We start from the raw sequence: 3,098 nt of genomic DNA, 5'->3' as shown, positions 1-3,098 counted from the left end.
AAAAGAGCGCCGAGCGCTGGCACTTCGGGCGCGTGCTGCTGCACCCGAACACCCAGCCGGACCAGGTCTTCGCCACCTTCTTCGCCGACGACGACAACGACAACATGGACGACGGCACGCCGCACCACGCGCAGTTCTGCGAAGCGGCCACGAACCACGGCTTCGACTGCCCCGAGGTGCTGGTCGGCGTCTTCGTCTACCACACGTCGCGGCCCTATTCGGGCAACCAGAGCATCGGCTACCCGGTGATCGGCCAGGCCGTCTCCCTGGGCGGCGGCGCCATCGTGCCGGGCAGCGTGCAGCTGCACTATCGCGTGAACGGCGGCGGCTTCAGCAACGTGGCGATGAGCGGCACCGGCAATCCCGACGAGTACGCGGGCACGATCCCGGCCCAGAGCTGGGGCAGCGTGGTCGAGTACTACATCACGGCCAGCAACACGCTGGGGGCTTCGGGCAGCAGCCCGGCCTCGGCGCCGGCGGCCCTGCACTACTTCCAGGTCGACGACCAGTTCGTCGACGAGATGGAGACGCAGACCGCCTGGCACATCGGCAGCGCCGCGGAGGAGACCGCCTCGACGGGCAATTGGGAGCGCGCCGATCCGCAGCCGACCACCAGCTCTGGCGGACAGCCCGTCCAGCCCGGCGACGACCACACGCCGACCGGCACGCTGTGCTGGGTGACCGGCGCCGCGGCCGGTAGCAGCCCGCCGGGCTCCAGCGACGTCGACGGCGGCCAGACCGTGCTCTACTCGCCGCGCTTCGACCTCGCGGGCGCCTCCGACGTGTCGATCAGCTACTGGCGCTGGTACACGAACAACCTGGGCAACAACCCGGGCACGGACTACTGGACCGTGCAGCTCACGAACGACGACGGCGCCACCTGGACCAACGTCGAGTACACGACGGCCAGCAGCAACGCCTGGACGAACGTCGTCTTCGACCTCGACACCTACTACCCGACCCCGGGCGTCGTTCAGCTGCGTTTCATCGCCTCGGACGTGTCTCCCGGCTCGCTGGTCGAGGCCCTCGTGGACGATTTCCTGCTCATGGGCAGTTTCGATCTCTCGGGCGTGGACGAGGGCGTCAGCGCGCACTTCGTCACGCGTCTGGATCAGAACAACCCCAACCCCTTCAACCCGAAGACGGAGATCCGCTTCAGCCTGAGCCAGCCCGGCCCGGCGAGCCTGCGCATCTTCGACGCCCAGGGTCGCCTGGTGAAGAGCCTGGCAGAGGGGAACCTGGCGGCCGGTCCGCAGAGCATCGTCTGGGACGGCACGGACAGCCAGGGCCAGCGCGTCTCCAGCGGCGTCTACTTCTACCGTCTCGAGACGGCGGAGCAGACGGTCGCCAAGCGCATGGTCCTGCTCAAATAGAGCGCTCGCTCGCTTCCTCTCGCGCGCGAAACAACGCGCGCGACCCGGAAACGAGCTCGCTAGCATGAAGAAGGGGGGAGCCGGTGGCTCCCCCCTTCGTGTTGGTGCTTGCGGAGAACGCTAGTAGAGGCTCTTGATGGCGCTCAGGGAGCGTTCCGCCGTAGGGGTGCAGTCCCAGGCCTCGAATTGCATCAGCGAGGTGTAGCCGTAGGGTGCATCGCTGTCCCAGTAGCTCACGTACCAACAGATGGTCTCAACGCCATTGTAGACGATCGTCCCGCAAAGCCCTGCATTCTCGTAGCCCCAGACCATCGTCTCACCCGCCTGGACGAAGATGCAGAGGCCAGAGACGTTGACGACCGTGTAGGTGTCCGGCGGCGAAGTGTCCGGATCCCCTGCCGGGTAGAAGGTCCCCCGCCAGGTCCAGTCATGAATGTAGGGGTTGACGATCGCGTAGATGTCCCCCACCTCGCAGTCAATGACCCACTCCACGGGCATGGCAATCGGATCGCCGGAGTACTCATTGGTGGGGAAGCCGAACCGACCGACCAGCATGCCATACGGGAAGCAATACTCGTGCAGGATGTAGTAGCCCCAACCCGAGGCCGTCCCGCCGTAGGCGGGCGGCGTGAACATCGCGCCGCCGGTGTTGAAGGCGACTTCATGGGGGAGCGCTGGGGCCACCGGCGGAGCGTTGTCCGGAGGTGGAGCGGGCTTCACGCCTGCCCTGGTCATCACGCCGGCAGCCCCCGTGCCTGCGACCAGCGCCGTCGCCCAGGCGCCGAGCCATAGCGCTGCAAGCAGCCGACTCATCCCTCCTCCCTTCCGGCTCCCGGGGGAGCCTTTCCACGCGCGACTACGAGGAGAAGCATAGCATCGGTTTGCCGCGCATGCGCGGGCTTGCCACGTGGCAACTCTCGCTTGCCGCTCCGGGCGCCAGCCCCTACTGTGCCGCCATGGACCGCACGCTCTTCCTCGTTCTCGTCGGCGTGATCTCGCCCTTCCTCGCCAGCTTCTTCTCCGTGCTCATCCACCGCATTCCGCGCAAGCAGGGCTGGGTGGCCGGCCGGAGCCGCTGCCCGGCCTGCGGGCACGCTCTGGGCCTGCCCGAGCTGCTGCCCATCCTCGGCTGGCTGGCCTATGGCGGCCGTTGCCGCTACTGCCGCGCGCCGGTGGCCTTCCGCTACCTGCTGCTCGAGCTGCTGGTGACCGGGTTGCTGCTCTTCGCCGCCTGGCGCGACGGCCCGAGCGCGCTCTTCGCGCGCGACGCCCTCTTCATCGCCCTCGTCACCGTGCTCAGCTTCATCGACCTCGACACGATGGAGCTGCCTCACCGCTTCACGCTTGCGGGCGTCGCGAGCGGCCTCGCTTTCGCCGCCTTCGGCGTCGGCCCGCACTGGCCGCGGGCCTTGATCGGCGCCGGGCTCGGCTACTTGCTGCCCCTGCTGCTCAGCCTCACCTACAAGCGCGTGCGCGGCCAGGCCGGCATGGGGGGCGGCGACTTCGTCCTGCTCGCCATGATCGGCGCTCACGTCGGGCCGGGCGGCGCCGTGCTCGCCTTTCTGGTCGGCGTGCTCGCCGGCTCGGTGATCGGCCTGGTGATGATCGCGCGTGCGCGCAAGGGCGAGAGCATCGGCCGGCTCGCCGTGCCCTTCGGGCCCTTCCTCGCGCTCGGGGGATTGGTGGCTGTCTTCTGGGGGCCACCGCTGATCCAGGCCTACCCCC

Annotated in this window: 3 protein-coding genes; 2 read left to right on the top strand and 1 reads right to left on the bottom strand. The window is 68.4% G+C overall.

The features are described from left to right. Nucleotides 1-1,373, top strand: a 1,373-nt coding sequence (locus tag FJ251_14980) for a T9SS type A sorting domain-containing protein (GenBank protein ID MBM4119006.1), incomplete at its 5' end; no start/stop codon positions are given. Nucleotides 1,374-1,493: 120 nt separating this feature from the next. Here FJ251_14980 and FJ251_14975 read toward each other — a convergent pair. Further along, complete coding sequence (locus tag FJ251_14975) at nucleotides 1,494-2,186, bottom strand: hypothetical protein (protein MBM4119005.1); 693 nt, start codon at nucleotides 2,184-2,186, stop codon at nucleotides 1,494-1,496. Between the two features lie 77 nt (nucleotides 2,187-2,263). On the opposite strand from FJ251_14975, the gene FJ251_14970 reads away from it, so the two are divergent. After that, the coding region (locus FJ251_14970) for a prepilin peptidase (GenBank protein MBM4119004.1) at nucleotides 2,264-3,098 on the top strand (835 nt) is incomplete at its 3' end.

This window comes from bacterium (assembly GCA_016873475.1).
Taxonomy (GTDB): domain Bacteria; phylum Krumholzibacteriota; class Krumholzibacteriia; order JACNKJ01; family JACNKJ01; genus VGXI01.
This window is presented reverse-complemented; position numbering and strand designations above follow the sequence as displayed.